A 24,803-nucleotide genomic window follows, 5' to 3' on the forward strand; every position below is an offset into this window, starting at 1 on the left:
CCGCCCTCGAGGCGTTGGCACGGCTGGGCGAGCGACCGTGCCGTCCCGAATATCCGCAACGACCCTGTTCTGTGACCAGTGACTAGCCTTGCCGCTGGTGCTGGATCTCGTCCAGAAACTGTCCGTCCAGCCGCGTTTCGCCAAACCAGTTCAGCCGGTTGATGCTGACGAAGCCGGCATCGATCGCCTCGTTCTCGTCGCCCGGCTCACTTGCGTGAGCGCGCCCGCGCGGGACTGTGATGACGGTGCGATCGCCGTCGCTCTCCAGGATTTCAGCCTTGCGGCCGATCTTGTCGCGGCCGATGCGCGGCTGCCGGATCCCGGCCGGCAGCGAAGCCGGCAGGTTGATGCTGAGCCAATGGCCATCCGCCGCCCACTCTTCACGCGACCACCAGAGCGAGGCGATCAACGCGCCGAGCCACTCGTCGTCGACACCGCTGAAGTCCGGATTCTTCACCCGGGAAAAGCCGATCGCCGGAATACCCCAGAATGTCGCCTCGCGCGCAATGCCCAGCGTCCCGGAATAGGCAAGGTCCTCGGCGACGTTGCGCCCGTCGTTGACGCCCGCCAGAACCAGGTCGGGCTTTTGGCCATCCGCGAACAGCCAGGCCATCGCACTCACCACGCAGTCGGCCGGAGTACCGGAACACGAATACCAGCCGGGCTTGACGCGCCGCATGATCAACGGCCGCGCGATCGTCAGCGATGCGCCCGCGGCGGTGCGCTTGCCGTCGGGTGCCACCACCCACAAATCGTCGCTCAGGCTGCCGGCCGCCTTGACCAGCCGGGCAAGGCCCGGCGCCTCGATGCCGTCATCGTTGCAGATCAGGAGTCTCATGTCTCGTTTCCTCGGCGCACCGTGATGCTCTGGCCGGTGCGGCATTGCGGGCGCAGCGATGGAATATGGGCTTTCAGGTCGTCGAGGAGTTCGCTCGCGCAGGAATGACCGAGCGTCTCCGGGCGCCCTGCCTTCTCCCAGATACCGACATTGCCCGACAGAGTCGGGTGGGTGGGCATGCGCACCCAGTCCGCCCGGCCGGCCTTGTGCAGCAGATCGCCGGGGGAGCCGGAGGGCAGATGCCCGGTCAGCAACACCGGAAAGCCGGCCCGGTCGGCGCGCGGCAGCAGGCGGGACGAAGGCCCGGCCTCGCCCATGCCGTCATCGGCCAGCAAGGGCAGCGAGGGCAGCGGGTCGGCGTCGGTCCAGTCTGCGGCACTACCCAGCCGCAAGCGCAGGATCTCGGATACGCCAGGCAGCAGCGCTGAAGTGGCGGCGATCTGCGCTTCGAGCGAAGCACGCATGCCGGCGTGGATGGCGAAGGGTCCCGGCAAGGCCGCGATCAATTCCAGCGACCGCCCCGACAGCGGCGTCGGCAGAAGGCATCCGTTCGAATGGCGCGCCACCCAGCCCGAAATGGCCTCGGCGCGCGCCGCACCCGGCACGGGATCGGCGCCATAGGACGCGTCGAGAACGAGAAGATCGCATTCGGGGATCGCGTCCATCACGAAGACATTGCTGTCCGGCACCACGTCGGCCGAATAGACGACGCGGCTCTTGCCATCGTCGACGGCAAACCAGACGCCGCCGACGACATGTCCCGACCTCCCCGTCCTGACCCTGAGATTGCCGCTCTTCAGCAAATCGCCGGGTTCGAAAATCTCGATGCGATCTTCCGGAAAGGGAAATCGCTTGAGATCCCCGGGATCGGCATAGCCGGCGAGCGTGGCCGGAGCCTCGGCGCGGGTTTCGGCCGTCATGAAAATCGGACCGGCATAGCCGCGCGACAAAAGCCAGCTCAGAGCACCGACGTGATCCTCGTGCGCATGCGAGACAAACAACGCGTCGATGTCGGCGATCGACCCGTCAAGTGCCGGATAGTACTCCGCCCCTGTGGCCCCGACCTTGATGCCGATATCGAGCAGGATGCGATCGTTTCCGCTGCGGACGGCAACGCTGGTGCGGCCCTTTTCGCCGAAGCCGCCGGCCAGGTCCAGCTTCATCACGACGCCGCCTCCGCCGGGATTACCCAGCCGGACTTAATGCGCAGGCGCGCCTGGGCTCCGCTCTCCAGCACGACCGGGTCGGGCTGCTCGAAATGCAAGGTAAGATCAGGTCCTGCGGAAGGCGTAAATTCGATGCGCGCCGAGCCACCGTGGTAGATCACCCGCTTGACGAGGCCATCGAAGCCGGGGCCGTCCGACGAGACGTCGAGATCGGCCGACCGGCAGCAGATCCTTGCGCCAGCGCGCGGCCGCTCGCCTGCCCGGCAGCGGACGACCAGCTCGGTTCCGAGAACCCGGACCTTGCAATGACCCGCCTCCTCGGAGCTCAGCACGTCGGCCGGAAGCAGAATGCCCTGTGAAATGAAGGAGGCCACCATTTCATTCGCCGGCTCATGATAGAGCTCGCGCGGGGTCGCGAGCTGGACCAGGCGACCGTGATCCATCACCGCGATGCGATCGGCCAGCGCCATGGCCTCGGCCTGATCGTGGGTGATGTAGACGATGGTCGTGCCGGTGCGCTTGTGAAAGGCGGCGAACTCGTCCTCCATCGAGGCCCTGAGATGCACGTCGAGATTGGCGAGTGGCTCGTCGAACAATACCAGCGAGGGCGCGGCGACCAGGCAGCGCGCCAGGGCCACGCGCTGGCGCTGGCCGCCGGAGAGGTTGGCCGGCCTACGGTCTCCTAACCCCTGTAGATTGACCAGGGCCAGCGCGTCGGCAACCTTCTGGCGGGCGACCGCCTTGTCCAGCTTTGCAACCTTGAGCGAATAGCCGATGTTCTCGGCGACCGTCATGTGCGGCCACAATGCGTAGTTCTGGAAGACGATGCCGACCCGCCGCTTCTCTGGTGGAACGCTGCCGCCTGCACCCGACACGACCTCGCTGCCGACGCGGATTTCGCCCGACGTCACCTTCTCGAAGCCGGCGACAAGCCGCAGCAACGTCGTCTTGCCGCAGCCGGAAGGCCCGAGCACGGCAAGGAATTCGCCGTCGCCGACATCGATCGAAACGTCCTTGACCGCATCGAACTCGGCGAAGCTCTTGGTCACATGGTCCAGGGTCAATCGCGCCATGGCAGAACTCCACTCGGAAGGTGAGGGGCAAGCAGGTTGGTCACCAGCATCAGCACGAAGGTGACCGCGACCGTGATGACGGACATCGCCGCCGCGTAGTTGGAATCGCCGCCCTGTTCGAACGAGAACATCACGACGCCGATTGTCTCGGAACCCGACGACCACAGCAGCGCCGAGACCGTGAGCTCGCTGAGCGCCGTCATGAAGATCAGCAGGCCGCCGGCGATCGCCGCCGGCGCCACCAAAGGAAAGACGATGGTGCGCATGCGCGTGAACAGGCCGGCGCCCGCCACTTGTGCAGCCTCCTCCAGCGTCCGGTCGATCTGGTGATAGCCGCTGATGGTCGGCCGCAAGGCCAGCACCAGGAAGCGGGCGAGATAGGCGTAGAGGATGATCCAGACCGTGTTGTAGAGCTGTATGCCGGTCAGCGGGATCGGCCGCAGGAACAGCAGCAGCGATGCGATCGCCAGCACCACGCCGGGCAAGGCATAGGGCAGTTCGACCGAAAGATTGAGCAGCCGCACCCAGCGCTGTTTGCCCCAGGCAATGAGATAGCCGATCGGCACGGCGACGAGGACCGCGAAGAAGGCGGCGGCGATAGACAGCCAGAAGCTGTTGAAGAAGGCGCGGCTGGCGGCAGCGTGCTCGAACAACACGAAACGGTAATTGTCGAGCGTCGCCGTCTTGGCGCTGAGCGCGATGCCGTAGCCGGGAACCAGCGACGTCAGCACCAGCCCGAACAGCGGCAGGAACAACACCAGTACGACCAGCAGCCACATGCCGGCCTGGACGACCGGACGCCAGCGGCCAAGCTCGTAGGGCTCGGCGGGCAGCGAGGTGGAGCTGATGCGGTAGTCGCGGCGCCGGCTCATGACCTCCTGGGCGATAATGCCGGCCATGGCGATGATGCCGATCAGCACCGACAGGAACGCCGTCTCGCCGAGCACGGCCGGCCCGCCGCCGGCCAGTTTTTGATAGATCAAGGTCGGCAGCACCAAGTAATTGGCGGGAATGCCGAGAAAGGCGGGAATGCCGAAATTGCCGACGCAGGACACGAAAGCCAGTGCCGCTGCCGCCATGATCGACGGTGTCATCAGGGGTAGCACGATGGTGACGAGCACGGTGAACCAGCTCGCGCCGCCGGCTCGCGCCGCCTCGACCAGTTCGCGCGGCAGCTTGCGCAGGCCGGCGCGCACCAGCAGGAACACCAGCGGGCCATACTGCACGCCGAGCAGCAGGATGATGCCCGACGTGGAATAGAGCGGGTTCTTGGTGCCCAGCGGCGGTGCGGCGCCGAACAGCTTGAGGAACGGGCTGGCCGGTCCGAACAGTTGCAGCCAGGCAAGCGCCGTGACCTGCGGCGCGATCATCAGCGGCATGACGTAGCAGAGCACCAGCGCGCTTCGGCCGCGTATGTCGGTCAGCGTGATGAGCACCGCCACCAGCGTTCCCGACAGCACGGCAAGCACCGTGCCGCCTATGCCGACGACAAGCGTGTGCCAGGTGGCGATCCAGGTCGCCGGGCTTCTCAGTCCAGCCTCCAGGGCCATCGTCGACACCGTGCCGCCGGGTGCCACGATTTCCTTGATCAGGCGCAGCATCGGCAGCAGGGAGAGCAGCACGATGACGACGGCTACCGCCGCCGTCAGGACCATTTCCTGGCCCCGGCTTTCCCTGATCGTTGATGGCATGGTTGCTTTCCTGAAATTCGACCAGCGCGCAGTGGGGATGCCGCCGCGAAGCGGCATCCCGGCCGGATCGCCGAGCCTTGTCAGCCGCCGAACAGTTCCGAGAACTTCGCCTTGTCGGCGTCGGTCTTGGCGACGATTGCCTTGGTGTCGAACGACATCACCTTGACCTTGACGCCTTCCGGCAGCCATTCGGGCCGGCCGACCGAGGCCCGTGCCGGCAGGTAGCCCATGGAAAGCGCCAGCTTCTGGCCTTCGTCCGAAAGAATGAAGTCGACGAACTTCTTGGCGCCGTCGACATTCTTGGCCGTCTTCATGATCGCGACCGGTTCGGTCACGGCCGGCACGCCTTCCGAGGGGAACACGAATTCCACCGGCGAGCCCTTCTTCTTGGCGTTCATCGCCATGAAGTCGACGAGGATGCCATAGGGCTTCTCGCCTGATGCCACGGACTTCAGCACCGCGCCATTGCCGCGCACGCTGACGGTGTTGTTGGCCTTCAGCTTCTGGAAGAAATCCCAGCCGTAATCGGCATCGCCGGCGAAGCCCGAAAGCAGGTAGGCGGCGGCACCTGAATAGAGCGGGCTCGGCATGACGAGACCATCGGCATAGGCCGGCTTGGCGAGATCGGCCCAATGTTCCGGCTTCTCGGCGGCCGCGGTGTTGTAGACGATGCCGGTGGTGATCAGCTTGCTGCCGAAATAGGTCTTGTCGGCGTCGTAAGCATCCGGCTCGATGCCGTCGAGCTTTGCCTCGGGATAAGGCAGCAGCCGGCCGTCCTTCTTCAGCAGCTCCATCGAGACCGCATCGGCGATCAACAGCACGTCGGCCTGCGGGCTGCCGGCGGCGAATTCGGCCGCCATCTTGGTGAGGATGTCGCTGGTACCGGAACGATAGATTGCCACGTCGATGCCGGGCTGCGCCTTCTTGAAGGCCTCGACGGTCTTGGCCGCATCGGCTTCCGGCTGGGATGTGTAGAGCGTCAACGTTTCGGCACTTGCCATGCCGGCAAACAAAGTTGCCGCGAGCGCCAGCTGGCTTCCCAGCAGCTTGATGAATAGCGTCTTCATAAGACCTCCTGTCCTGTCTGTGCACGACTGGCCCGGCCCTGGCCGGTTCCCTGTCTCTTCCTCCCTGCACGGCGCATATGACTGGTGGATGACACAGCGCGTGAGATATACAAAATATGTTCATATGTTCGATGTCAATTACAAATGAACAAAACTGTGCAACAATCGACACGCCGGACATCCGGTGCCAGTTGACACGCGGCCGGCCTTTCTCCGAAGAGGCGATGCGGGGCCCAGGCCAAGGCTCATGAGGACGAAAAGCGATGCCCGTGGAAAAACCCAGACCGGCCCGCTCCGGATTGCCGATGGTGTCGTCGGATCTCAACGTCAAGACGGCGTGGCTCTATTATGTGGAGGGCTTCACGCAGGAGCAGATCGCCGAGAAGCTCGACGTCTCCAGGGTGAAGGTCATGCGCACGCTGGCCGCGTGCACGGCCGAAGGCATCGTCGTCACCATGATCAACGCGCCGACCGCCGAACAGGTGGCGCTCGAACGTGCACTCGAGAAGCGCTGGGGCCTCGACGCCGCCGTCGTCATCCCGACGCCTTCGGCGCAAGACCACCTGGAGAAGGCGATCGGCCACGCCGTGGCGGCCTATCTCGGCGAGCAGATGCAGGACGGCATGACGCTGGCAATCGGCGGCGGCGCGACCCTGCATGCCAGTTTGGGCTTTCTCGCCCGCCGGCAGCTGAAGCACGCCTCGGTCGTGGCGCTCGTCGGCAGTCTGCCGCATTCGCAATGGATCAATCCGTCCATCGTCGCCGCCAAGGTCGCCGATGTCTTCGAGGTCGACAGCTACCAGATCACCGCGCCGGTGACGGTCGACAACCCCTCGCTGCGTGACCTGCTCTGGGCGCAGCCGGCGCTGCAAGACGTGCGGCAGCGCGCTGCCGCCGCCGATATCGCGCTGCTTACCGTCGGCGACATGTCGCCGGACGCGACCATCTTCCGCCACGGCATCGTGCCGTCGTCGCTCATCGCGTCGCTGAAAGCGAAGGGCGCGGTCGCCAACATGCTGTGCTATTTCGTCGATGCCTCAGGCAGGCTGGTCGACCACGAAGTCAACGGCCGCGTCATGGCCATCGACCTCGATGTCGTCGGCCAGGTGCCGAATGTCGTGCTGGCCGCCGGCGGAAAACGCAAGGTGGCCGCGATCCTCGCCGCGCTGAAGGCCGTCAGCACCAATGTGCTGATCACCGACAGCGATACGGCGACGGCGCTGCTGGCAAAGGCTGGCTGACGCTGCTTCCAGTGCCGCTTAGATCAGGCCGCGTTCGCGCAAGAAATCCTCGACGCCGACATGGGTCATGGATTCGAATTCGGCGATCGCCTCGGCCACCCGCCTGCGCTGGGCCGCCAGCAGCGTGAACACCTGCTTCATCTCGCCGGAAACGCCGAAGCGGCCCCAGCGCTCCGCGATATGCGCAGGCAAGCCGATGTCGGCGCAGAACGCATCCAGGCTCTCATAGCCGAGACTGGCGACGAGTTGCTTGGTTTCGTCCGCCGACATGCGCGGCTCGAAAGCGTGATCGTGCAGGCGCTGCGCCACCAGCTTGATGTCGGACGGAGACGCGCCCATCACCTTGCCGAACAGGGTCTTGACGTCGGATGGATCGAATGCGGGCATGCGGACCTCCCTTGATCACAGTCCACCTGAAACATGGGCGAAGGGTTCGCGCCTGACAAGTCGATTCTGTGGTGAGCCGGCGCATCATTCGACGCCGGCTCACGTCAACGTGACCTACACCAGCATGCCCATCGGGTTCTCGATCAGCTTCTTGAAGGCGACCAGCAGTTCGGCACCGAGTGCTCCGTCGACGGCGCGATGGTCGGTCGACAGCGTCACCGACATCACGGTGGCGATTCTGATCTCGCCGTTCTTGACCACCGCCCGCTCCTCGCCGGCGCCCACCGCCAGGATCGTCGCATGCGGCGGGTTGATGACGGCGGCGAAATCCTTGATGCCGAACATGCCAAGGTTCGACACCGCCGTGGTGCCGCCTTGATACTCCTCCGGCTTCAGCTTGCGGCTGCGCGCGCGGCTGGCCAGGTCCTTCATCTCGTTGGAGATCACCGACAGCGTCTTTTCGTCCGCCTTGCGGATGATCGGCGTGATCAGGCCGCCGGGGATCGAGACGGCGACGCCGACATCGGCATGCCTGTGCTTGACCATGGCGCTTTCGGTCCACGAGGCATTGGCATCCGGCACCGCCTTCAGGGCCATGGCCATCGCCTTGATCACCATGTCGTTGACCGACAGCTTGTAGGCGGGCGCCTCGCCCTTGTCGGTCTTCTTTACCGGTGCGGCCGCATTGAGCTGCGTGCGCAGCGAAAGCAGCGCATCGAGCTCGCAGTCGAGCGTCAGGTAGAAATGCGGGATGGTGGTCTTGGCCTCGACCAGCCGGCGCGCGATGGTCTTGCGCATGTTGTCGTGCGGGACGAGTTCATAGGAGCCTTCCTCGAACAGGCGCAGCACGTCCCCCTCCCCCTTGAGGGGAGAGTGGCCGGCCGCAGGCCGGTCGGGTGGGGTCGCTTCGACGGGGCTCGGCGCAAAAGCGGTGCCTCCTGAGACGACCCCCTCCGTCCGCTTCGCGGACACCTCCCCCTCGAGGGGGGAGGAGAGTACCGCATCGATATCCGCCTTCACGACGCGGCCATGTGGGCCTGTGCCTGATATGCCGGAGAGATTCAGTCCTGCTTCACGAGCCAATCGACGCGCCAAGGGTGTAGCGCGGGTTTTTCCCTCCCCCTCGAGGGGAGGGTGGCCGGCCGAAGGCCGGTCGGGTGGGGTCGGTTCGACCGGGCTCAGCGCGATGGCGGTGCCTTCTGAGGCAACCCCCTCTGTCGGCTTCGCCGACATCTCCCCCTCGAGGGGGGAGATTGGCGCATAAGTCTCGCCCTCGGCATAGATCCACGCGACCGGTGCGCCGACGGGGATATCGACGCCTTCCTTGCCGGAGACATCGCGCAGGATGCCGCTGGCCGGCGCGTCGATTTCCATCGCCGCCTTGTCGGTCTCGATCTCGAACAGCACGTCGCCCTTCTTGACCCGGGCGCCTTCCTCGGCGAACCAGCGCGAGATCTGTCCGGTCGCCATGTCCATGTCGACCTTGGGAAGAATGACTTCGGTCGGCATGTCTCAGCGAACCCCTCTCACGAGGTCGCGGGCGGCGGTGATGATGCCGGGAACCTGCGGCACCGTCGCCTTCTCCAGCTCCGGATTGTACGGGATCGGCGTCTCCGCGCCGCCCAGCCGCACGATCGGCGCGTCGAGATAGTCGAACGCCTCGCTCTCGGCGATCATGGCGCTGACCTCGGCGCCGATGCCCAGCGTCTTGACCGCCTCGTAGACGCACATCAGCCGCGACGTCTTCTTGACGCTGTCGATGACGGTCTGCTTGTCCATCGGCCGGATCGTCCTGAGGTCGACGACTTCGACGCCGATGCCTTCCGCTTCCAGCGCGGCCGCGGCGTCGAGCGCCTTCTGCACCATGATCGAGGTGGCGACGATGGTGAGATCGCGCCCTTCGCGGCGAATATCGGCCTTGCCGATCGGCACCGTGTAGTAGCCTTCCGGAACCGGGCCCTTCATCTTGTAGAGCAGCTTGTGCTCGAAGATCATCACCGGATCGGGATCGGCGACGGCAGCCAAAAGCATGCCCTTGGCATCGTGCGGCGTCGCCGGCTGGATGACCTTCAGGCCCGGCACATGGCCGAGCCAGGCCTCCAGGCTCTGGCTGTGCTGCGCGGCGGCACCGGTGCCGGAACCGGCGGGAAAGCGCATCACCACGGGAACGGAAACCTCACCGCCCAGCATGAAGCGCATCTTGGCCGCCTGGTTGACGATCTGCTCCATGGCGAGCGTGGCAAAGTCGGAGAACTGGAACTCGAAGATCGGCCGCATCCCGGTGAGGGCCGCACCCACCGCGACACCCGCGCCGCCCAGTTCCGAGATCGGCGTATCCATCACCCGGTCCGCGCCGTAGCGCTCGACCAGATCGCCGGTCACCTGGAAGGCGCCGCCATAGACGCCGATGTCCTCGCCCATCAGGAAGACGCGTTCGTCCATGTCCATGGCGATCGCCATGGCTTCCTGGATCGCCTGGGCGTAGCTCAGTTCACGCACCATCGCGTCCATCACGCCTGCTCCGTATACACGTAATTTCCGGTCTCGCTGACATCAGGCGACGGGCTCGCCTTGGCGAACTCGATGCCGTCGGCGATTTCCTTGGCCACCGCTTCGCGGATCGCCTCGATGCCCTTGTCGTCAATGAACCCGAAGTCGCGCAGCTCGCTTTCGAACAGGGTGATCGGATCGCGGTTCGACATCCAGTCCTCGATCTCCTCCTTGGTGCGATAGCGGTTGCGGTCGCTCTTGGAATGGCCGCGATGGCGGTAGGTCTTGGACTCGATCAGCGTCGGCCCCTCGCCCGCGCGTGCGCGCTCGACGGCCTTGTAGGACGCCTCGGCGACCTCCGAAAAAATGTTGCCGTTGACGATGACGCCGGGCATCGAATAGGCGGCGGCGCGCTCGGCGATGTTCTTGACCGCGGTCGAGCGGGCCGTCGACGTCGACATGCCGTAGCCATTGTTCTCGCACACGAAAATCACCGGCAGCTTCCAGATCGCCGCCATGTTCAGCGCCTCGTGGAAAGCGCCCTCATTGTTGGCGCCGTCGCCGAAGAAGGAGACCACGACCTTGCCGGTCTTCATCATCTTGGAGGAGAGCGCCGCCCCGACGGCGATCGGAATGCCGCCGCCGACGATACCATTGGCGCCCAGATTGCCCTTGGCCACGTCGGCGATGTGCATCGAGCCGCCGCGTCCCTTGCAGTAGCCGGTGGTCTTGCCGAAGAACTCGGCGAACATGCGCTTGACCTCGGCGCCCTTGGCGATGCAGTGGCCGTGGCCGCGATGCGTCGAGGTGATCTGGTCATCCTCGCCGAGCGGCATGCAGATGCCCATGGCGCTGGCTTCCTGCCCGATCGACAGATGCATGGTGCCGTGGATGAGGCCGCGCGTGTAGCTCTCCTCCGCGCCCTCTTCGAAGCGGCGGATGAGGTACATCTTGTAGAGCACCTGTCTGAGCTGCTCGGCGCTGTACTGGCGATAGACGAAGGGCAGGTTGGCGCGGCTGTCCGCGACGGCTTTGCTGGCTGCGGCCATGATCACACCTCCACGGTTCCGTAGACGAGCTTGTCCTGGCGCGCGCGCAGTTCGACGATCTTGGAGCCGGGAGCCGGGGCGGCATTGGCGTAGGTGATGAGCTCGCCCTTCTTGATCGGCGCCGTCACCGAGCCGCCTTGCAGCAGACCGCAGGGAATGGCCCTGGCGGCATGTGCTTCCGGCGCCGTCATGATCCAGGCGCGGTAGCAATATTCGCCGATCGCATCGAGCTTCTCGCCCGGCTTCATGTCCTTCTTGGCCACGGCTGCGACTTCGGCCACCGGCTTTGCCAGCGGCACCATGTCGGCCTTGCCGTAGAGCACGACGCGGGCGCAGGTCAGGGGCACTTCGAGCGAGGTCAGATGGTAGGGCCGATGGAAGGTGAAGTACGGGCCCTTGCCCATCTTCAAATCTTCCATGCGCTCCGAAATGCGCGGATGCGACATGTCGGCGACGACGAACACGCCGGGCGCGACACCCTTGCCGATCGAATAGTCGACGACGCCGACCTTCGACAGCACGCCGCCGTCCTTCTGCGGCACCAGCACCTTGGACAATTCGCCGAGCGTCGCCGCCGGACCATGCATGCCGGCCTTGTCGGGCACCAGCCCGGTGGCGTTGGCGATCGCCGCCATCTCGACCATGGTCTTGGAGCCGTCGACGAACTCGACCAGCATACGCACATTCATGTGCCGGCGCTTGGCTTCCTCTTCATAGTCGGGCGGCGTGGCGTCGATGTTGAGCGGATTGTTCTTGCCCTTGCCGGCGGCGACGATCGGATGGCCCATCGCCGAGACGAATTCGATAAGCTCCATGCAGGAAGACGGCTCGTCGCCGGCGCCCAGCGAATAGGTGACGCCGAGCCGGTCGGCCTCGCTCTTGAGATAGGCGCCGATGGTGACGTCGGCCTCGACATTCATCATCACCAGGTGCTTGCCGTGCTCCATGGCGCGCAAGCCGATCTCGGCGCCGACGGCGGGAACGCCGGTGGCGTCGATGACGACGTCGATCAGGTCATTGTTGATGACCAGGCTGGCGTCGTTGGTGACCGCCACCTTGCCGGCCTCCATGGCGGCCGTCATCGCCGAGGCGTTCGACACTTCGCGCGCATGCCCGGTTTCCTGGAAGGCGATATCCACGGCCTTGCTGGCGGCGGGCAGGTTCAGCTCGGAAATGGCGCCGATCTCGATGCCGGACATATGGGCGACGCGGGTGACGATGTCGGTTCCCATCTCGCCCGAACCGATCAAGCCGATGCGGATTGGCTTGCCCGACTTGGCCCGCACCTCGAGATCACGGGCAAGGCCCGTCAACGAAACATTGGAAGCCATACCGCTCATTCCTCCCGTAATGCTGCTATTCAATCACCTGACGGGTATTGAACATCTGTATTTCTGTCAAGACTAATGTCCAGATTCGTAGCACTTTTGTACCCTTTCCAGCATCACGAGCAAGGTGGGAAAACCGGCAAATCCGACAACCAAACGCTCGCGACGGTTCGACGCATTCGGGCCCGGAAAGTTCGGGCTCAAGACGCGCTTGCGCGTCCCGACGCCGAGGGCTGTGCCTCTTGCAGCATCAGCGAGGAACAGAACCCCTCGCCTGGGCTCTATTGTGCCGTCCAGCCGCCGTCCATCGGCAAGGTCGTGCCGGTGATCTGCCTGGCTGAATCCGAGCACAGGAACAGCGCCAGGGCGGCAAGGTCCTGGACGGCGACGAATTCCTTTGTCGGCTGTGCGGCCAGAAGCACATCGCGCTTGACCTGTTCCTCGGTCATGCCGCGCGCCTTCATCGTGTCGGGGATCTGCTTCTCGACCAGCGGCGTCCAGACATAGCCGGGCGCGATCGCGTTGACGGTGATGCCGTCCTGCGCGACTTCCAGCGCCACCGTCTTGGTCAGGCCTGATATGCCGTGCTTGGCCGAGACATAGGCGGATTTGAACGGCGAGGCGACGAGCGCATGAGCGGAAGCCGTGTTGATGATGCGGCCCCATTTGCGGCTCTTCATGCCAGGCAGCGCCGCTTTTATCGCGTAGAAGGCCGACACGAGGTTGATGCGGATGATCGCTTCCCATTTGTCGTCCGGGAATTCCTCGATCGGCGCGACATGCTGGATGCCGGCGTTGTTGACCAGGATGTCGAGGCTGCCGAACGCCTCTTCCGCCTCATGCACCATGGCGCTGACCGCCGCGCCGTCCATCATGTTGGAATCGGAGTAGCGGCATTTGACGCCGAAATCCTTCTCGATGCCGGCGCGCTCCTGCTCGATCGCCGTGGCCTCGCCCAGGCCGTTGATGGTGAGATTGGCGCCTTCGGCGGCGAAGGCGCGGGCGATGGCCAGGCCGATGCCGCTGGTCGAGCCGGTGACGAGCGCATTCTTCGAAGACAGGGAACCCATGGGTGATCTCGATATGGTGGGAGGGAACACGAAAGATAGGGCGCGGTCTTGTGCGCCGCAACATGACGATGCCACAGCCATATATCCGCGCATGCCCGACTCGACCGGCTTCGGCGACTACACCGAGACCGGTCACGTCATTCCGGTGCGCTACAAGGCCAGCATGGCGACTATGTCCACTCGATGTACCTCGACGACGCGCCGATCACCGGCGCGAGCGCGGTTTTTCCTCCGGAATTGCCTGGAAACCGAACCGCCCTGATGGTCTGTCAGGGTCGCTTGGCCCGGGCAGGGCCAACATCGGGCGACCCGGCGATTTCCAGCAGCGACGACACCAGCAATTGCCGCTCGTCTGGGGAAAGCACGTCCGCGTCGAACAGGTTCATGCTGCGCAGGCCCTCGATGGCGAGATAGCAGACCAGCAGCGACTTGAGATCCGGCGTCTCGCTCTTCAGTCGTTGGAAGAGTTGTCGCTTGAACGTCTTTATCGGCGACATGAAGTCCGGATCCTCGGCGATCGCCGAAAATATCCACGACGCCGATGGCTGCTTGTCCTCGCAATCCTTGGCCGAAAGCCTGATGTAGACGGCGAGCGGATTTGCGCCATTGTCGTTGCTGCTGGCGGTCTCTAGCGCCTGCTCGAATTCGCGCAGATAGCCTTCGACCAGGCCCTGCATCAATTTGGCCTTGGTCGGGAAATTGTAGAGCAGTCCGCCCTTTGATACGCCGGCGCGGCTGGCGACGGCATCCAGGGACAGGCTACCGGGACCGGATTCCCGTGCGACGTCCGCCGCCGCAGCGAGAATCCTCTCGCGCGAGTTCGTTCGTTGGGCTTTCATGGCGCCTCCCATCGCAAGCTTAGGCCCAATTGACAAGACCGTCCAGACGGTACAGTAAGACCGCGGTCATTTGAAATCGGGGCCCGCAGTCGATATGTGTCCCGATATCCGCGCTTCGCGCCGGATTTCGACTGAGGGGACTTCCTTGTTCAAGCGCATACTCCGTTTCGTTATCATCATTCTTGTGTTGGCCGTGCTCGTCATCGTGGTCGGCGGCATCGTCGGGTTCAATTTCCTGCGTGACAACGGCATCAAGCAATATTTCGCCACGATGAAGCCGCCAGCGGCAACCGTGTCGACAACCATCGTCAAGCCGTCGAACTGGACGCCGGGCATCGAGGCGATCGGCACGGTCCGCGCCGTGCGCGGTGTCGACCTGACGGTTGAGACCGCCGGCATCGTCAAGGAGATCCCCTTCCATGCCAACGAGAAAGTGGCGGCCAATGCGGTGCTGCTGCAGCTCGACGACGCCGTAGAGCGTGCCGATCTCGCGGCACAGAAGGCGCAGGCGGCGCTCGATCAGACATCGCTGACCCGTGCACTCGAACTGACCAAGCGCGGTGTCGGCTCGGACTCGACCTTGGACACCGCACGTGCGGCCGCGTCCGCCTCGGCATCCCAGGTCAACAGGCTTCAGGCAGTGCTCGACCAGAAGCAGCTGACGGCGCCCTTTGCTGGAACCGTCGGCATCCCGAAGATCGATCTAGGCCAATATCTGGCGCCCGGCACCGCCGTGGTGACGCTGCAGGATCTCGACACGATGCGGGTCGACTTCACGGTTCCCGAACAGCAACTGCCGCTGCTCAAGATCGGGCAGACGGTTCGGCTGGGCCTCAGCGGCGGCGACATGCCTTTTGCCGGGACCATTCGCGGTATCGATCCCAAGATCGACCCGTCCAGCCGGCTGGTGAACATCCGGGCGGAAGTCGCCAATCCCGAAGGCAAGCTGACCCCCGGCCAGTTCGTGCAAGTGCGTGTCGAACTGCCCGAGGAGCAGAATGTGCTGGCGCTGCCGCAGACGGCGCTGACCACGAGCCTCTATGGCGACTACATATTCGTGGTGCACCCGGCAAAGCCCGCCGAGGCGCAGCCGACCAAGCCGGAGACAAACCCCGCCGCGGCGGCGACCGACAAGCCGGCGGACGCCAAGCCCGCGGCCGATGCCAAACCGGCCGAAGCCGCGAAGCCTGCCGCCGATGCGGCAAAACCAGCGGACAAGGCCGCCGCCGATCAGGCCAAGCCGGCCGCGGGGGGCGAGCAGCCTGCCCTGGTCCTGTCGCAGGTATTCGTCAAGCCCGGCCGCCGCAACGAGGGCATGGTCGAGATCGTCGAAGGCCTCAAGGCGGGCGATGAGGTTGTCACGGCAGGTCAGAATCGCCTCTTCAACGGCATGTCCGTCAACGTCGACAACACCATCGACCCAACCAAATCGGCGAACAAGCAGGCCGACCAGCAATGAGCGTTTCCGATCTCTTCATTCGCCGGCCCGTCCTCTCCACGGTCCTTGCATGCATGATCCTGCTCCTGGGTTTCCAGGGCATATTCAGCCTGTCGATCCGCCAGTATCCGAAGGTTGACGAAACCGCGATCACCATCACGACGGCCTATCCGGGCGCCAGCGCCGACCTGATCCAGGGCTTCATTTCCGCTCCGATCGCGCGCGCCGTCGCCTCGACCGAGAACATCGATTACGTCACGTCGTCGAGCCGACCGTCCTCCAGCACCGTGACTGTGCAGATGAAGCTCGGCTCCAACCCGGACGTCGCGCTGACCGAAGTGCTGTCCAAGGTCCAGGGCGTGCGCGGCACCTTGCCGGACGCCTCCAAGGATCCCGTCATCGTCAAGGGCACGGGCCAGCAGTTCGCGATGATGTACATCTCGATGCAGAACCCGAACATGACCAAGGAGCAGCTGACCGAGTATATCGAGCGCGTCATCAGGCCCCGCATGTCGACGGTCGAAGGCGTCGCCGACGTGCAGATCTTCGGTGCCCAGGAATACTCGATGCGCGTCTGGATCGATCCGGTCAGGCTCGCCGCGCGCGGCGTGACGGCATCGGAAGTGCTGACGGCGATCAACAACTCCAACTTCCTGTCGGCGCCCGGCAACACCGAGAACGAATATGTCGTCTCCTCGATCACCGTGCGCTCGACGCTGCAGACGCCGGAAGCCTTCGCCGAGCTGCCGCTGCGCTCGACCGACGGCAATGTGGTGCGGCTGCGCGATGTCGCCCGCGTCGAACTGGGCGCCGAGAACACCGACACCAGGGTTTCCTTCAACGGCAAGCCAGGCACCTTCCTCGCCATCTTCCCGACCCCGGCTGCCAATCCTCTGACCACGGCGGCGGCGCTCACCAGGCTGGTGCCTCAAATCCAGGAGACGTTGCCGAAGGGCATGACGATCGAGATCGTCTACGACGCGACCGGGCAGATCAGCGCCTCGATCGACGAAGTGTTCAAGACCATCGGCGAGGCCGTTGCCATCGTCGTCGTCGTCATCCTTCTGTTCCTTGGCTCTTTCCGTTCGGTGATGATGCCCATCGTCACCATCCCGCTGTCGCTGATCGGCGTCTGCTTCCTGTTGTTCGCGGTGGGCTATTCGATCAACCTTCTGTCCCTGCTCGCCATGGTTCTGGCGATCGGCCTCGTCGTCGACGACGCCATCGTGGTGGTGGAGAATATCCACCGCCACATGGAAGAAGACCACATGTCGCCGATGCAGGCGGCCTTCAACGGCATGCGCGAGATCGCCACCGCCATCGTCGCCATGACCATGACGCTGGCCGCGGTGTTCGCGCCATTGGCCTTCACCGGCGGCCTGACCGGCGCGCTGTTCCGCGAATTCGCCGTCACGCTCGCCGGCTCGGTGGTGCTGTCGGGCGTGATCGCCATCACCATCACGCCAATGATGTCGGCGCGCCTGCTGAAGTCCGGCACGCCAGGCCGTTTCCAGCGCATTGTCGACGGCACTTTCGCGCGGGTCGAGCACGTCTATGAGCGGGCCGTCACCGGGTCGCTCAACTATCGCCCGCTGACGCTGATCATCGTGCTGGCGCTTGTCGGGGTGACCGGCTTCATGTTCACCAAGACCTCAACCGAACTGGCGCCGGAAGAAGACCAGGGCTTCCTGCTCTCGCTTGTAACGGCGCCGCGTTACGCGACATCCGACTACACCGAGACTTACGTCAACCAGATGCTCGGTCTGGTGAAGGATATTCCCGAGACGCGGGCGCAGTTCTCGGCCGTCGCGTTCGGCGGCACGACGAACAGCGCCTTCGTCGGTTTCGCCTTCAAGGACTGGGCGGAGCGCAAGCGCAACTCGAAGGAGCTGCAGGCCGACATCACGGCCCGTCTCGCCAAGGTGGCGGGCGTCCAGGCCTTTGTCTTTGCGCCACCGACGCTGCCGGGCTCCGGCGGCGGCCTGCCCATCGCCCTGGTGGTGCGATCGACCGGCGACTCCTCGGAAGTTTACGACGTGGCCGAGAAGATCAAGAACAAGGCACAGGCCTCCGGCCGCTTCATCGTCGTGCAGAATTCGATGGCCTATGATGCGCCGCAGGTGACGGTGACCATCGACCGCGACCGCGCCGCGGCGTTGAACCTGCCGATCGCCGATATCGGCCGGACGCTGACGCTGCTGGTCGGCGGCGCCGAAGTGGCGCAGTTCGACCGCGACTCCAACAGCTACGACATCATCCCGCAGGTGCCGAAAGAATTCCGCGACAATCCCGAAAAACTCGGCGAGTACTTCGTGCGCAGCGTAACGGGCGAGATGGTACCGCTGTCGGCGGTGGTGAAGATCTCGACCAATGCGTCGCCGGCCGCGATCGAGCAGTTCAACCAGCTGAATTCGTCGACGATCTCGGCGCTGCCGCTGCCCGGCGTCACCACTGGCGATGGATTGAAAGTCCTCGAGGACATAGCCAGGGAGAGCCTGCCCGACACCTTCTTCATCGACTATTCGGGCCAGTCCAGGCAGGAGAAGGAACAGGGCAACACGATCCTGATCGCTTTCGGGGCGGCCGTCATCGTCATCTATCTGGTGCTGGCGGCGCAGTTCGAAAGCTTCCGTGATCCGCTGATCATCATGATGGCGGTGCCGCTGTCGATCTTCGGTGCCATCGTGCCGCTCAATCTCGGCCTCGGCACACTCAACATCTACACGCAGGTCGGACTGATCACGCTTATCGGCCTGATCACCAAGCACGGCATCCTGCTGGTCGAGTTCGCCAACCAGCAGCGCGAGATCCACGGTATGCGGCGGCGCGACGCCATCATCGCTTCGGCCAAGGTGCGGCTGCGGCCGATCCTGATGACGACGGCGGCGATGGCGCTTGGCGTGGTGCCGCTGATCACGTCCAGCGGCGCCGGCGCCGCGGCCCGTTATTCGATGGGCCTGGTCATCTTCACCGGCATCCTGGTAGGCACCATGTTCACGCTCTTCGTCGTGCCCATGTTCTATACCTTCATTGCCAGCAAGGACTTGCCCCAGCTGGCCGAGAAGCCGGATCCCAAATTGATGCCGGCATTGCCGAGCTGATGGAAACGGCATTGCCGAACTAACAAAAACTAACAAAAAAGAGGCCGGAAACGTCCCGGCCTCTTTTTTGGCTGTGCTCGATTACCGCGGGAAAATGTTCCGGCGGGAGCCCTGAACGGATATGGCTGCTGTGCCGATCCGTTGCCAGCCAGCTACTTGACGATGACGATGCTGGTGTTGGCCGGCCCGAAGGTTTCGACGAGCTGGTAGAAATCGGCGGCATTGTCGGGATGCAGCCGCACGCAACCATGCGAGGCCGGCCGGCCAAGCCGCTTGATGGCATAGGTGGCGTGCACCGCATAGCCGCCGCTGAAGAACACCGAATGCGGCATCGGCGCGTTGTCGTACTTCTTCGAATACCACATTTCATGCATGCGCGTCGGCTTGAACGAGCCGGTCGGCGTCACATGCGCCCTGTCGCCGGTGGAAACCTTCCAGGCGAAGGCCGGGCGGCCGTCGACCGAGACTTCCATGACCTGTTGCGAAAGCGAGACGCGCGCCACGATCTTGTTGGCGGCATGCGCGGTACCCGTGCCGGCGCCGAACAGAAGCGCCGCACCCGTCAGGGCAGCGGCGGCGGTTATGTTGATGAGCTTGGCGGAAATAGCAGTATGCATGATGTCCCTCTCTCTGCCGGGCTGGCCGGCCCCAAATTCGATGAGCGGCTTATCGATGCATCATGTTTCGGAGAGATTTCGTGAAATGCTCGTTTGTGTTTCGAATATGTTTCCTCTGGTTAACGGGCCAAAGTTCCCAAATGGCGGACATTGACGCTGTCACCCTGGACAGGAGTAGGCACATAGGTATCCAGCCCGAAACGAAAGTTCGGATTGGCCAAACTTGAAAGGTTGGAGCCCTATTTCGAAACAGAATCTGCAACAAAGCGCATTTTCGGCGGCATGAAGCGGATACAGGCCGCCGGCAGAGTTGACGTAACGAAAGCAGACGGCAACGACCACGGGAACGAAAACGAACATGCGGTCCTGGTTTCTCGGGATCAGCATCGCAGCAGCAGCCACTAGCGGCGCCGGCACGGTTGCCGACGGTTCCATGGCCCGCCTCGCGGCGATGAGTTCGAGTGAGATCTCAACCCTGCATACCGTTCTGTTTTGTGCCACGGTCTGGATTGTTCCAGCCTGCGCATCGTCCGGCTCAAGGCCCACTGGCGGGTTGGCCTTCAGCTGCTGGCATTGCGCGGCCCCTCCGGCAACTTGCTGCTGAGAGGACCGAAGGCCCGCGCCGTGACGGGGGGCTCCGTAGACGGCGCGGGCACTTCGGGAGTTCCTGAAGTATGCCGAGGCGTCACGCGCCCACCCAAGACGGGCGTTGGTCTTCGGAAAACAAGCTGCCGCAACATGATTTACTGGGGATTGACGCAATGAAAACGAAACTTGCAGCTTCGGTGCTTTCGGCACTGCTCTACGCACAGGGCCTGCTCGGCTTTGCCGGGCTCGCCACCGTGCTCTTGAAAGAGCGCGCGCATGCAGGCGAGTTCGTGGCAGGCAGCGACATGCCGCCGGGGCCATCGCTACTGGTGGTGCGCTGAGCGCAGGGCAATCGGGCCCGAGGTGAAAACCGGTTTGGAAATCCGATGCTCAACCAGAGGAATTGCGTGAGCGCCCAGCCGTCAATCGGCGAATTGCGCCGGCGGATCGAAACGGTAGCCGGCGCCGCGTATGGTGATGATAGCTTCCGTATCGAGCTTGCGGCGCAGCCGCACGATGCGCGAATCGATCGAGCGGTCGAAAGCGTCGACATTCTCGGCCGGCGCCGCCGCGATTATGTCGTCGCGCGTCAGCACCTTGCGGGGACTGGCCAGGAACAGCCGAAGCAGCGCCACCTGGCCGGGCGAAAGCTGCTCCTCCGTGCCCGAGCGGTGCATGACGATGGCCGACCTCAAATCGACGGTCGCGTTCTCCAACACGATCAGTTCCTGGGCGGCCCTGCCCCGCCGCGTCAGCAGGCCGCCGACACGGGCGGCGAGTTCCCTGACATTGAGCGGACTTTCGATGACGTCGGCCGCACCGAGCTCGAGCGCCAGCACCTTGTCGACGAGGTCGCACGGCCGGCAGATCAGGATGAAATCCGGTCCGCCTTCACCGCCCCCGCCTTGGCTGCCATAACGCCTGAGCAGATCACGTCCCTCCGCCTGGCTGAGGCTGTCACCGACGACGACGACGTCGACGCCCTTTCCCGCCAGCATAGATTCCGCTTCCCAGGGCTGGCGCGCCTGACGCACGTCGTGGCCTCGCCGCTCAAGGTGATCGGCGAGTTCGGTCGCCACCACGTCGGCGACGCAGATAAGCCCGATAACGGCGCGTGCAGCCATGTTTTCCAACCATTTCCTGGCAACCCGATATGAGTGCTGGACATCATGTTTATACCCAATCTACTTTCCACCGAAAGTGGGAGCGAGCGCATCGTGCGGGCAAGAATTTTAATTGTCGAGGATGAGCCCGATCTAAGAGAGGCGGTCGCCGAATATCTCGGCGCCGCCGGCTATGACGTGGCGACCGCCGAAACCGCGGCCGCCGCGCGCAGCCTGGTCGAAACGCAATCATTCCACCTCGCCATCCTCGACATCGCCATGCCGGGTGAGGATGGGCTATCGCTCGGCCGCTGGTTGCGCTCGAGACTGCCGATCGGCATCATCTATGCCACCGCCGCCGGCACCGCGCTTGATCGCATCGTCGGACTTGAGCTCGGCGCCGACGACTACATCGTCAAACCCTACGAGCTGCGCGAGGTGCTGGCCAGGGTCCGCAGCGTGCTGCGCCGGGTTCCGCAGCACGCGCCGATGCACGGCCAAAAGGCGAGCGATCCCCGCCGCTCCGTCGCTTTCGGCTCCTTCCAGGCTGATCTCGACGGCAGGCTGGTCACCGGCGCCAACGGCGCGGTGATCGACATGGCCAAGAGCGAGTTCGACGTGCTGGAGGTTTTCCTGACCCGCGCCAACCGGCTGCTGACACGTGCTGCCATTTCCGAAGCGATCGGCCTCACCGAAGATCCGGAATCCTCGCGCGCGGTCGACATTCGCATCATGCGCCTGCGCAAGAAGATAGAAACGGATCCGGCCAGCCCGAAATTCCTGCGCACGGTGCGCGGCGAAGGCTATATCTTCTCGCTGCCGGCCGGCGACGGCCACTAAGTGGGCGCGGGGGATTGCTCCCGCGCCTGTGCTGGTCTGTGGACGGATCCGTCGCAATACTTGTCGCCCAAAAACGCTCTTGGTTTTGGGACAACGCATAAAAACAAGGATTTGAGACGCGGCGCATGAAATCCGCTTGGCACCGCAACAATGGCTGAAAATGACCGCTGAAGCAGCAGGCACGGACATGCAAGACGGCCGGCAAGGCGCGGCGATGGCGGCCGTGCGCGTGGTGCGGCGGCTGCGCGAGGCCGGCGACTGGCAGCGCGAGATGGAAGCCATACTGGAAACGCTTTGCCACGCAATGGACTGCCAGCGCGGCATCCTGTTCCGCCTGCGCGAACTGCCCGGCCAGGGATTTGCCCAGTCGGTGGCCGCCTACTGGATCGATCCCGTGGTCGGTGGCGAGCTGGCCTCGCCGACGGTGATCGTGCAGTCGATCATCAACGCCGATCCGCTGCTGGAACGGCTGCAGGAGGATGAACGGCAGGGCAAGATTTTCGCCGGCCATACGCGCGACCTCGAGGGCTTCCTGAGAGCCGACTTCGAGAAACAGAGCATTAAGTCGTTCCTGTCGGTGTCCGTATTCGCGCATGGCCACCTGTGGGGGACGCTGGCGGTCAATGACTGTATCGAGGAGCGCGAATGGACCGATGAGGAAGAAGCGACGCTGCATATCATCGCGCTGGCCATCGGCGACGCGATCGAACGCTCGCCCTCCGACGCCCACGCCAGCGAGGTCATCCGCCGCACCATGCTGCAAGCCTCGCTCGATGCCATCCTCGTCATCGACGAGACCGGCTCGATCGTCGAATTCAATCCGGCCGCCGAGAAGATGTTCGGCTTCCTGCGCAGCGATATCCTCGGCAAGGACCTGCTCGACACCATCGTGCCGATCTATTACCGTAAGGGCTATGCGTCGGGGGCCGAATACATGTCCGGCCGCGGCGCGCCAATGGTCGGACAGCGGCTCGAGACGGTGACCCAGAACGCCGCCGGCGAGATTTTCCCCATCGAACTGACGGCGACCGAGATGCGGGTCGCCGACCGCCGCCTGATCTTCGGCTCCATCCGCGACCTGCGCGACAAGCTGCGCGCCGAGGAGGAGATCAATCGGCAGCGCGAGAAGTTGCACCAGAACGAGAAGATGGCGGCGATGGGTTCGCTGCTTGCGGGCGTCTCGCATGAGCTCAACAACCCGCTGGCCGTGGTTGTCGCCCAGTCGACGCTGCTGCACGAATTCGCCTCCGATCCGCAGACCAAGGTTCGCGCCGAGAAAGTTCGCGCCGCCGCCGAGCGCTGCGGCCGTATCGTCAAGAGTTTCCTGTCGATGGTCCGGCTGCATCCGACCGAGCGGGCCGAGACGGACCTTAACCAGGTGATCCGCGCGGCGCTCGAGGTGACCGCCTACGGCGCGCGCTCGAGCGGGATCATCATCGACACCGATTTCGCGCCTGGCCCGTTGCTGGCCATGGCCGACGCCGATCACGTCACCCAGGTGGCCGCCAATTTCCTCATCAACAGCCAGCATGCGCTGGCAGGCATAGGCGGCGACCGGCTGATCAAGGTGCGGACCTTCCGCAGCGAGCGCGGCGATCCCGGTTTCTCGGTCGAGGACAATGGGCCTGGCGTACCGGAAGCGATCCGGTCCCGCATCTTCGAATCCTATTTCACCACCAAGCCGGTCGGCGTCGGAACCGGCATCGGCCTGTCGATCTCGAAATCGATCATCGAGCGGCACAATGGCAATGTCTGGTTCGAGGAAGTGCTGCCAAGTGGCGCCCGTTTCGTCGTCCAGCTGCCGGCCATTGTAGCCGGCGTCGCCATCGTCGGCGAGGGCCAGCCGCGATCGAGCGGGCTGCGCCACGCCTTGATCATCGATGACGAGCCCGACGTCGCCGGTTCGCTCTCCGACATACTCGAACTGATGGGCATCAAGTCACGGATCGCGCCCCTCTGGGACACGGCCACAGCCATATTGGCTGGCCACATGCCGCCCGACATCGTCTTTTCGGACCTGCGCATGCCTGGAACAAGCGGCATGACCATCTATCGAGAGTTGCTTGCCGAAAGACCGGAACTGGCGCGGCGTTTCGTGCTGGTCACTGGCGACCTGATCGGCGCCAAGGCCGAAATCGAGGCGCTGCCGCCCTTGCAGCGCCCGCAGATCCTGGAGAAACCGTTCAGCACGCTGGATGTGCGCAGCGTCCTGTCCGCCATTGCCGACCAGGTAGTTTCGAAGGGATAGACCGCACCAACCGGTAAAAAAAGCCCCCGGCCGACATGCGGCGGGAGCCGAAGGGAGCGCTGGACGCGCTCGGGGAGCGCCGCGGCACGTTCCAAAGCGGAGCCGCTTCGGAACCATGTTTCAGTCGAACTCAGAAAATATTCGGCGTATTGGTCAGCGGCGCGGCATTGGCGATCATCCGGACCGCACGGGCTTTGTGGGCTCCGGACTGCTCGGCTATGGCCCGCAGGCAATCGGCGCTCTCGGCGCCCCAGGCCTGCCCCTTGCAGGCAAAGTCGATCATCGGCATCGGCAGGCGTGCGGTTCTGGTGGTGGTCATTGCGCCGCCGACGACGTTGGCCGGTGGATTGAGCGAAGCAAAGGCCGGGCCGACCGTCGGCGCGAACGCCATGCCGGCGAAGGCGCAAGCAGCCAGCGCCATGAACATCGCCATGGGGTGGTCGCTGGCGCGCCGGCGCAATGCCAGCTTCGGGCGGCGGCTAACGCGCTCCGGAGCCTGGGACCGGCGGTCATTGCTGGCAATCTGAACTTTCGCATGCATCATCATCCCCTTCGTTGACTTTCTTTTTTTGATAAAACGAACTTAGTCGCGCTCTGTATCAGCGGAAAGCTGGCGTGAATCTGATATT

General features: G+C 64.2%; 22 protein-coding genes and 1 pseudogene. 8 read left to right on the plus strand and 15 right to left on the minus strand.

What is annotated here, in order from left to right; genetic code table 11:
- Nucleotides 1–82 precede the first annotated feature (82 nt).
- From FJ946_RS29190 to FJ946_RS29210, 5 genes are all read right to left on the minus strand, one after another.
- Nucleotides 83–838 carry a 5'/3'-nucleotidase SurE gene (locus FJ946_RS29190; RefSeq protein ID WP_140567499.1) on the minus strand — a complete coding sequence of 252 codons (756 nt, stop codon included), beginning with the start codon at nucleotides 836–838 and terminating at the stop codon, nucleotides 83–85.
- The gene (locus tag FJ946_RS29195) at nucleotides 835–2,001 is read right to left on the minus strand and encodes an MBL fold metallo-hydrolase (protein WP_140567519.1); all 1,167 of its coding nucleotides are present in this window, start codon (nucleotides 1,999–2,001) and stop codon (nucleotides 835–837) included. Before FJ946_RS29195 ends, FJ946_RS29190 begins: the two co-directional genes overlap by 4 nt.
- Entirely contained in the window at nucleotides 2,001–3,077 is a 1,077-nt protein-coding gene (locus FJ946_RS29200) for an ABC transporter ATP-binding protein (protein WP_140567497.1), read from the minus strand. The genes FJ946_RS29195 and FJ946_RS29200 overlap by 1 nt, the downstream gene beginning before the upstream one ends.
- Entirely contained in the window at nucleotides 3,065–4,768 is a 1,704-nt protein-coding gene (locus tag FJ946_RS29205) for an iron ABC transporter permease (RefSeq protein WP_140517918.1), read from the minus strand. The genes FJ946_RS29200 and FJ946_RS29205 overlap by 13 nt, the downstream gene beginning before the upstream one ends.
- Nucleotides 4,769–4,848: 80 nt before the next feature.
- Nucleotides 4,849–5,835, minus strand: a complete 987-nt coding sequence (locus tag FJ946_RS29210) for an ABC transporter substrate-binding protein (RefSeq protein ID WP_140500630.1) — start codon at nucleotides 5,833–5,835, stop codon at nucleotides 4,849–4,851.
- A 263-nt stretch (nucleotides 5,836–6,098) separates the two neighbouring features.
- On the opposite strand from FJ946_RS29210, the gene FJ946_RS29215 reads away from it, so the two are divergent.
- A complete protein-coding gene (locus FJ946_RS29215) occupies nucleotides 6,099–7,076 on the plus strand; it encodes a sugar-binding transcriptional regulator (RefSeq protein ID WP_140500629.1) in 978 nt (325 codons plus the stop codon).
- 18 nt (nucleotides 7,077–7,094) lie between these two features.
- Here FJ946_RS29215 and FJ946_RS29220 read toward each other — a convergent pair whose 3' ends face one another.
- From FJ946_RS29220 to FJ946_RS29245, 6 genes are all read right to left on the minus strand, one after another.
- Entirely contained in the window at nucleotides 7,095–7,463 is a 369-nt protein-coding gene (locus tag FJ946_RS29220) for a hypothetical protein (protein ID WP_140500628.1), read from the minus strand.
- Nucleotides 7,464–7,577: 114 nt separating this feature from the next.
- A complete protein-coding gene (locus FJ946_RS29225; protein WP_140567495.1) occupies nucleotides 7,578–8,972 on the minus strand; it encodes a pyruvate dehydrogenase complex dihydrolipoamide acetyltransferase in 1,395 nt (464 codons plus the stop codon).
- 3 nt (nucleotides 8,973–8,975) lie between these two features.
- A complete protein-coding gene (locus FJ946_RS29230; protein ID WP_140567493.1) occupies nucleotides 8,976–9,974 on the minus strand; it encodes an alpha-ketoacid dehydrogenase subunit beta in 999 nt (332 codons plus the stop codon).
- The gene (locus tag FJ946_RS29235; protein ID WP_140500625.1) at nucleotides 9,974–11,002 is read right to left on the minus strand and encodes a thiamine pyrophosphate-dependent dehydrogenase E1 component subunit alpha; all 1,029 of its coding nucleotides are present in this window, start codon (nucleotides 11,000–11,002) and stop codon (nucleotides 9,974–9,976) included. The genes FJ946_RS29230 and FJ946_RS29235 overlap by 1 nt, the downstream gene beginning before the upstream one ends.
- A 2-nt stretch (nucleotides 11,003–11,004) precedes the next feature.
- Nucleotides 11,005–12,333, minus strand: coding sequence for an NAD(P)H-dependent oxidoreductase (locus FJ946_RS29240; protein WP_140567491.1), 1,329 nt, complete (start codon nucleotides 12,331–12,333; stop codon nucleotides 11,005–11,007).
- Between the two features lie 278 nt (nucleotides 12,334–12,611).
- Nucleotides 12,612–13,400, minus strand: a complete 789-nt coding sequence (locus FJ946_RS29245) for a 3-hydroxybutyrate dehydrogenase (protein WP_140517914.1) — start codon at nucleotides 13,398–13,400, stop codon at nucleotides 12,612–12,614.
- An 88-nt stretch (nucleotides 13,401–13,488) separates the two neighbouring features.
- Here FJ946_RS29245 and FJ946_RS31395 point away from each other — a divergent pair.
- Nucleotides 13,489–13,613: pseudogene (locus tag FJ946_RS31395) on the plus strand (acetoacetate decarboxylase family protein); the annotation flags it as partial.
- Between the two features lie 56 nt (nucleotides 13,614–13,669).
- Here FJ946_RS31395 and FJ946_RS29255 read toward each other — a convergent pair.
- Entirely contained in the window at nucleotides 13,670–14,239 is a 570-nt protein-coding gene (locus FJ946_RS29255; protein ID WP_140517913.1) for a TetR/AcrR family transcriptional regulator, read from the minus strand.
- A gap of 145 nt (nucleotides 14,240–14,384) precedes the next feature.
- Here FJ946_RS29255 and FJ946_RS29260 point away from each other — a divergent pair, with 145 nt between their 5' ends.
- Together FJ946_RS29260 and FJ946_RS29265 are read left to right on the plus strand one after the other, a co-directional pair.
- On the plus strand, nucleotides 14,385–15,698 hold the full coding sequence (locus tag FJ946_RS29260; protein ID WP_140525491.1) for an efflux RND transporter periplasmic adaptor subunit: 1,314 nt from the start codon (nucleotides 14,385–14,387) through the stop codon (nucleotides 15,696–15,698).
- Nucleotides 15,695–18,778, plus strand: coding sequence for an efflux RND transporter permease subunit (locus FJ946_RS29265; RefSeq protein WP_140517912.1), 3,084 nt, complete (start codon nucleotides 15,695–15,697; stop codon nucleotides 18,776–18,778). Before FJ946_RS29260 ends, FJ946_RS29265 begins: the two co-directional genes overlap by 4 nt.
- 152 nt (nucleotides 18,779–18,930) lie before the next feature.
- Here the strand turns inward: FJ946_RS29265 and FJ946_RS29270 are convergent, their stop codons facing one another.
- Entirely contained in the window at nucleotides 18,931–19,395 is a 465-nt protein-coding gene (locus tag FJ946_RS29270; RefSeq protein ID WP_140517911.1) for a L,D-transpeptidase, read from the minus strand.
- Between the two features lie 213 nt (nucleotides 19,396–19,608).
- On the opposite strand from FJ946_RS29270, the gene FJ946_RS30905 reads away from it, so the two are divergent.
- A complete protein-coding gene (locus FJ946_RS30905; protein ID WP_181165414.1) occupies nucleotides 19,609–19,800 on the plus strand; it encodes a hypothetical protein in 192 nt (63 codons plus the stop codon).
- Nucleotides 19,801–20,156: 356 nt separating this feature from the next.
- Nucleotides 20,157–20,324 (plus strand): hypothetical protein, encoded by a 168-nt coding sequence (locus FJ946_RS29280; RefSeq protein ID WP_140500618.1) that lies wholly within the window; start codon nucleotides 20,157–20,159, stop codon nucleotides 20,322–20,324.
- A gap of 81 nt (nucleotides 20,325–20,405) precedes the next feature.
- Here the strand turns inward: FJ946_RS29280 and FJ946_RS29285 are convergent, their stop codons facing one another.
- Complete coding sequence (locus FJ946_RS29285) at nucleotides 20,406–21,107, minus strand: response regulator transcription factor (RefSeq protein ID WP_140500617.1); 702 nt, start codon at nucleotides 21,105–21,107, stop codon at nucleotides 20,406–20,408.
- 45 nt (nucleotides 21,108–21,152) lie between these two features.
- Between FJ946_RS29285 and FJ946_RS29290 the strand changes: the two genes are divergently transcribed.
- Entirely contained in the window at nucleotides 21,153–21,926 is a 774-nt protein-coding gene (locus tag FJ946_RS29290) for a response regulator transcription factor (protein ID WP_181167426.1), read from the plus strand.
- A 160-nt stretch (nucleotides 21,927–22,086) separates the two neighbouring features.
- Nucleotides 22,087–24,174, plus strand: coding sequence for a sensor histidine kinase (locus tag FJ946_RS29295; protein WP_181167728.1), 2,088 nt, complete (start codon nucleotides 22,087–22,089; stop codon nucleotides 24,172–24,174).
- 130 nt (nucleotides 24,175–24,304) lie between these two features.
- On the opposite strand, the gene FJ946_RS29300 is transcribed toward FJ946_RS29295, so the two are convergent.
- Entirely contained in the window at nucleotides 24,305–24,715 is a 411-nt protein-coding gene (locus FJ946_RS29300) for a hypothetical protein (protein ID WP_140517910.1), read from the minus strand.
- Nucleotides 24,716–24,803: the final 88 nt, after the last annotated feature.

The sequence above is a fragment of the Mesorhizobium sp. B2-4-7 genome, assembly GCF_006442685.1.
GTDB lineage: Bacteria > Pseudomonadota > Alphaproteobacteria > Rhizobiales > Rhizobiaceae > Mesorhizobium.